Origin of the sequence: Corynebacterium sp., assembly GCF_030535495.1 — a bacterium.
Lineage (GTDB): Bacteria > Actinomycetota > Actinomycetes > Mycobacteriales > Mycobacteriaceae > Corynebacterium.
In genome coordinates this window covers 1-5626 of record NZ_JAUNRW010000121.1, presented here as the reverse complement: position 1 = coordinate 5626, position 5626 = coordinate 1, and the positions used below count along the sequence as shown (strand labels likewise).

The 5626-nt window shown below is 65.8% G+C and carries 6 protein-coding genes; 5 read left to right on the top strand and 1 reads right to left on the bottom strand.

Annotated elements, in window-relative coordinates:
• Positions 1 to 260: 260 nt before the first annotated feature.
• Positions 261 to 542 carry a hypothetical protein gene (locus tag Q4F73_RS11085; protein WP_303359406.1) on the top strand — a complete coding sequence of 94 codons (282 nt, stop codon included), beginning with the start codon at positions 261 to 263 and terminating at the stop codon, positions 540 to 542.
• Between the two features lie 1304 nt (positions 543 to 1846).
• Here the strand turns inward: Q4F73_RS11085 and Q4F73_RS11080 are convergent.
• Complete coding sequence (locus tag Q4F73_RS11080; RefSeq protein WP_303359405.1) at positions 1847 to 2038, bottom strand: hypothetical protein; 192 nt, start codon at positions 2036 to 2038, stop codon at positions 1847 to 1849.
• Positions 2039 to 2506: 468 nt separating this feature from the next.
• Between Q4F73_RS11080 and Q4F73_RS11075 the strand changes: the two genes are divergently transcribed.
• The 4 genes from Q4F73_RS11075 to Q4F73_RS11060 all read left to right on the top strand — a co-directional run bounded on the left by Q4F73_RS11075 (position 2507) and on the right by Q4F73_RS11060 (position 5350).
• A complete protein-coding gene (locus Q4F73_RS11075; RefSeq protein WP_303359404.1) occupies positions 2507 to 2821 on the top strand; it encodes a hypothetical protein in 315 nt (104 codons plus the stop codon).
• Positions 2822 to 2868: 47 nt separating this feature from the next.
• Positions 2869 to 4155: a hypothetical protein gene (locus Q4F73_RS11070; RefSeq protein ID WP_303359403.1), complete on the top strand. Its 1287-nt coding sequence runs from the start codon at positions 2869 to 2871 to the stop codon at positions 4153 to 4155.
• A 315-nt stretch (positions 4156 to 4470) separates the two neighbouring features.
• The gene (locus tag Q4F73_RS11065; protein ID WP_303359402.1) at positions 4471 to 4746 is read left to right on the top strand and encodes a hypothetical protein; all 276 of its coding nucleotides are present in this window, start codon (positions 4471 to 4473) and stop codon (positions 4744 to 4746) included.
• Between the two features lie 316 nt (positions 4747 to 5062).
• Complete coding sequence (locus Q4F73_RS11060; protein WP_303359401.1) at positions 5063 to 5350, top strand: hypothetical protein; 288 nt, start codon at positions 5063 to 5065, stop codon at positions 5348 to 5350.
• Positions 5351 to 5626: the final 276 nt, after the last annotated feature.

Sequence of the window (5626 nt, the reverse complement as noted above, 5' to 3'; positions counted from 1 at the left end):
AGCAGACGAGCGCCGAGACGGCCGGCGGGGAGTCGGAGTCCGCGGACGCCACGGGGGCCGGCGAGTCGGGGGAGTCGGGGAGCCCGTCGGGCACCGACGCCGCGACGAGTCCGGCCGAGCCGACCAGTTCCGGGGCGCCGACGAGTTCGCCCGCGCCGACCAGCTCGACTCCATCCACGACCTCGCCCACGAGCTCGCCCGAGCCGCGGCCGTGGTCGGTGTCCGAGGCCGCCCCCGACGGCGGTACCTACACAGGCGTGGTGGCCCAGCGCGGACCTCAGCAGGCCAACGCCGAGTACCCGGTCTCCCTGACCTTCTCCAACGACGGCTCGTTTGTCACGTACCCGACCCTGCGATGCTCCGGTCGGCTCGTCCCCGCCGGTGACGTCGACGGCACCCGCGTCTACCGACAGACCATCACCTCCGGCGGATGCGACCAAGGCGGGTCGTGGCACGTGACCCGAGAGGGCGCCGACGCTGTGAGCGCCGAGTATCGGTCGGTCCGTGGAAGCTTCACGATCGAGGGGCAGCTCGCGCGGTAGGGGTGTGTACGAGTTCGGCCCGGGACACATGTCGCGACGTGAATCAATTAGCAGCTGTTTGCTCGTGATCAATCAGTGAAGTCTTGGGCCGGCAATGCCTTCGGTGTCAACAAGGTGGCTCAGTGGGGTCAGCATTATCGATTGCACATCGAGAAGAGGCCTGCGCCATTGTTCCAGGCAACTACAAATTCCTCGATGAGCTTATTCCACCTGGTGGTTGTGGCGTCTGACCACGCTTGAAGAGGCTGGTACCTGGCTTTCCACGCATCAGTAGTCTCGCCCTGCTCTGGTATCGGTGAAACCCAACGTGGTGCGGAGTGAGCCTGTTCATTATCGGGATATGCCAAACCGCGCGAGATTAGCTCGATTGACAACTCCGTGCCCACAGGCTGGGATTGGTCGTCCACGCGAAATAGCTCTGCTCTGGCGGGGTAGTTCGGAAAACCCTCGCGAGGGGGCCAATAGCGGTAAGCCACTTTCGTGCCCGGTGAGAACGCGGTCTTGACGTATGACATAGCAGCATTACCGTCGAGGCCACGATCTGGAATACGTCTGCCATTCCCGGCGGTCGTCGTGCAAGCGTGTGTGAGATTAGTGCCCACCAGAGCGGGAGTGATCAGTTTTCCGTCGCTCAGCGGGATGAAGTGGTTGGAGCGGATATCGCCGTATTCAACGACGGAAGCGACTTGCCAACTTGGCTCACTCAGTGAGGTGGGCGCAACGGCCGATCTCTCTCTTGATTCGTTGGTCGTCGGCTCCAGCAAAGGTTCAGAGCTTTCCGTTGGGGAATGCGTGGAAGCTGAAGGCGTAGTGCGAACCGCGTGTTGCGCTGTGCTCGTAGATTCCGGTTCTGCGCACGAGGTAGTAGCGAGAGAGCAATGAAGAGTGCCCAGGCGCTTGCGGGTCGTAGATGACTCGTCACGTGCGTGATTGTGTCTCATCATCGAACCTTTGGGCCAGCGGTCGGGGCGCAGGCGCAAGTGGGGGCGAGCTGGGTTCTGAAGTCGGTTGATGGCGACGGACCTCGTCGTCGGGGCTGGTTCGGTCGCGGCATCGACGAGCACCGCACCGACTCCACCGTCACCCTGCTCATGGCGCCGCGGCTCTAACGGTCGGGCTTTGCCCCGTACGCCATAGGGGCCACCTGCCTTGTCACACCGGCCGTCGACCAGGGAGGGCGCCGACGCCGTGAGCGCCGAGTATCGGTCGGTCCGTGGAAGCTTCACGATCGAGGGGCAGCTCGCGCGGTAGGGGCGTGTCGGCGCGAGCCGTGCCGAGCGATGCGGATCTAAGGTGACCGGCCGTCAGGCGGCAATGAGTGCCGAGACGATCGTCCAGAGTGACGACACTGTCCACCACAGGGCCGCACCCAGAATGAGCGCAAGCACAAGGTAAAGCCGGAGGCGGATCCCGGGGCTGTTGTGCCACATCGCCTTGAAGTTGTTGGCCATGGTGTCGCGGTCGACGCCGCGCTTGATCTCGTAGCGCTTGCCCATGCTCGTCCTTCCCGCATCGTCTCCGGCCTGTCCGGTCAGGTCAGGGTGCCACCGCGCGCGTGATCGTGGTGAGCTCACCTCGAGGCGGGGGTCGAGAATCTCCACATGGTCCCCACGACGCTCTGGGATGTCGCGCACTTTCGCCGGGCGTGTCGCTCACAAGTCGGGCGTAGGCGGCTACGCGTGGGGCCTGTGGGGGCCGTGTGGTGAATGGGGTCGGGCGAGTGCGCGAAGAACGGCGTGTCGTGCGCGAAGCCGCTGAGCGTCCGCCAGACCTCGTCGTCACTCCGATCCACATGCGGTACCCCGTGTGACCTGTGGTGCCCTCCCCGGCCCGTCGTGGGCGGTTCTGGTCAGGGGGTGATCGCCGGCTCGAACGGGGCGAGTTCACGCTGTGGGGGAACCGGACGGAGAGCTGAGGCGTCGAACACGGTGACCGGGCAGAGCGCGCCCGGGCGAGGAGGCAGGATGACGGCACCAGGAGCGGGGATCCGCGTGAATCCCGACCTGCTGCGAGGGCTCGGTTCGTCGTGGCATCGGCTGGCGGATTCGATGGATGGACTGGACCCGGGAGGCGCCGTGTCGATGGGGGCGGGGTCGCTACCTGGCGCGGCGACGGCGGCGGCGATGGCCGGTGCACGCGCACTACTCGACACCGGGGTGGCGCGCACCGCCGCCCGCTTCCGTTCGATGGCGTACGCGGCGCGGCACACGGCGGACAGCGCCGAGGCCGCCGATGCGGACTTCGCGGCCACGCTCCGACGAATCGACGGTGCGAGATGAACGCACCCACGCGCCCGGTTCTTGCTACCTGGCGCACGGACGACGTCGTGCAGGCCGCTTCCGACCTCGACGAAGTTCGCAACAGCTTCCACGACACCGTCGCCCTGGCCAGGAACGCACCGGACCGCGCCGACCCCTCGTGGGCAGGTCACACTGCCGACGCGTGCCGCGAGAGGGTTGCGGAAGAAGCAGAATCTGCACGGAAGTTCGCCTTCGAACTGGAGGACGTGGCCGACACTCTGCGTACCGTCGGTCGGAGACTCGAGTTCGCGAAGGTCGCAGCCGAGAACGCAGCCGTGGACATCGAGAACGACCCGCACGGCCTGGTAGTCCATGACGACTGGGCGGTGAACATCTCGCCGATGGCGCTGATCCCCACCTCGGAGACCAACTCAGAGAAGGTGCGGCAGGCCATGATCGAGCGCCAGGAACAGATGGACGCGGCGGTGCGGTTCCTCGTCGACGAGGACGCCGCGTGCGCGCAGCTCGTGACCGAAGCCATGACGCGCGCTGCAAATGCAGGCCGTCGGTTGGATCAGGCGGCCGCCTTCGAGCGCGCCACCGGCCGGTCGCCGGAGACTCCTGCGGACTGGCTCACCGCCTCAATGCTGGATCCGACTTCGGAGGCGGAGAAGAACCAGGGAGTCGAGGCCACTGTCGTGATGGGGCGGATCCGGCCGGTCCCGGGGCAGGGCGTGGTGACGATGGACCTCTACATACCCGCGTACAGCGTGTTCAACAGTCCGACTGACTACGACCTTGGTGATTCGCGCGGGCCCACGTCGGATGCCGAAGTGGGCAACGCAAGGGTGGAACTCATCGTCGACTACGAGTCCGGTGTAGTAGTGGCTCGGCAGAATCCATCGATCTCCGAGAACGGAAAAGTGGAGGTGGGAACACCCGACATTCGGGTTCAGCAGCTGACGAACGGAGACGTCAGTATCGCCTACGATGCCGGCAACCCACTGGCGCTCAATGAAGGTCGGCCCACGCACCGCGTGCGTGGCGACATTGCGATCTCCACTGAGGACGGCCAGCTCGTGATCGGTGGATCCAGGTCCAACTATCCCGCCTTCGAGGCTTACCACCACGCGAACGACGGGGCGGTCACCACGCTCGTGACCGACCAGGCTGCTGATCCTCTCGGGTTGGCCCAGTTCGGCCCCCTCGTCGGCCTCCCCTTCAGCCATACTCTCGGAGATCCGAGCCTTCTCAGACCGTTTGAGGATGTAGCGCCGATTGCCGACACGGTGATCACGACGCGGCCCGGCTCCACTGCGCTCGGAAAGGACACTGACGATGTCGTCGTCACACCTATCGAACCCACAAGGTGACGTGAATCCCGCGCCTACGAGGTGGTGGGGCGCAATGATCACCTGCGCTGTCGCGGTACCCCTTCTCGGGCCCGTCCTGTACGGTCTGCAGGCGCTTGCCCAGATGTCGGGTCTGAACGATGTGCCGCTGACGTGGGCGCCAGCGGTCCTGTGGTCTGTCGTAGCGCTGGCACTCGTTCTCGGAGCGAGAATGACACGGGAAGACCTTCGGACAAGTGGACGCTTCGCCGGACTTGCCAGCGCATTCATCGTGGTAGGAGCGGCGTTCTTCGGGATCCAGTCCCTTGATCCCGCGGGGCTGCTGTGAGGAGCGAGGTGACGACGGCACCCGTCTCGGTACTGCTGTCACTGTGCGCGTCGATACTCGCGAGCGTCCTGGGATACACGTGGTGGGCAAGGGAATCCCCCTCCGGCGCGATGGTCAGTTTTCTCCTACCCGCGATCATCGGAGCGTTGCTCCTCCCTTGGCGGCCGGCCCGAAGGCAGGGGATCGCGCTGATGCTCGGACCGTTGGTGGTGATCGCGACGTTCGTCGTGGGGATCGTCGGCATCGTTGTGGTGGGCGGCGCTTGGTCGGTGATTCAACGATGACGGCGGGCTCGAACACAGCGGGTGGTAACCATGCCAACCCGACGAAGTGGTGGACCGCAGGGGTCACATGTGCCCTCGCAGTACCGGTGTGGACGCTCGTGTTGGTCGGCGTGACCGCCGGGCTCGGAAATTCCGTGATCGATCTCGAGTGGTTCGGCCGCGGCGCACTGGCGGCTGTGTCGATCCTGTGCGGAGCGGCCTGCGCCGGACTCGCGTGGCGTATCCGAGGAACTGCACGCAACAGCGGGCGGTGGATCGGCGCTGCGGCCGCAATGTTGATTGTCGGACTACTCGTGTCGCTGGCAGGGGATGCGCTGTGATCGACGAGCTTAAGACTGCGCCCTGGACCGCGTTCGCCGCCCTGTGCGCGTCGATCCTCTGGTGCGGGCTGGTCCTTCTGGTCGTCCTCCCGGCTAACGAGGACGCCGCGGTGTGGTGCTTCCTCGCACCCGCCGTGGTGGGCGGTCTGTGTACTCCGTGGTCGGGGATCAGGCGGCAGGGGATAGGGCTGATCGCGGGGCCAGCAGTGATCGCCGCGACCTACGTCGTCGTAATAGTCGGCCTCGCTCTCGGGGGAGTGGTGATTGGCACCCTCGCCACGTGATCGGTCAGCGGTGGCGGTGGAACATCCCGGCGCCCAGCGCCCTCGTAGGGAGTGACAGTGCCGCCCGTCCGGGCGTTGGACTTCTGAGGAGCAGATGGTGCACCACACCAGGCACGCCGATGGATACCCTCTCGCCGTGAGAAGTGAGGCGCACGGCGCGGGACCGGCGCCGCGCACCGTCGTGGTCGGTGGGCCCTCGCCGGTCATCCTGTTCTTCTCGGTCCTCGGGCTGCTGGCGCTCGCGATCGTGTTCGTGGTGGGCTCCTGGACGATCGC

Bases quoted from the DNA above. Each gene is read 5' to 3' on its own strand.
- Q4F73_RS11080 (WP_303359405.1), bottom strand. From the start codon at position 2,038: ATGGGCAAGCGCTACGAGATCAAGCGCGGCGTCGACCGCGACACCATG.
- Q4F73_RS11075 (WP_303359404.1), top strand. From the start codon at position 2,507: ATGACGGCACCAGGAGCGGGGATCCGCGTGAATCCCGACCTGCTGCGA.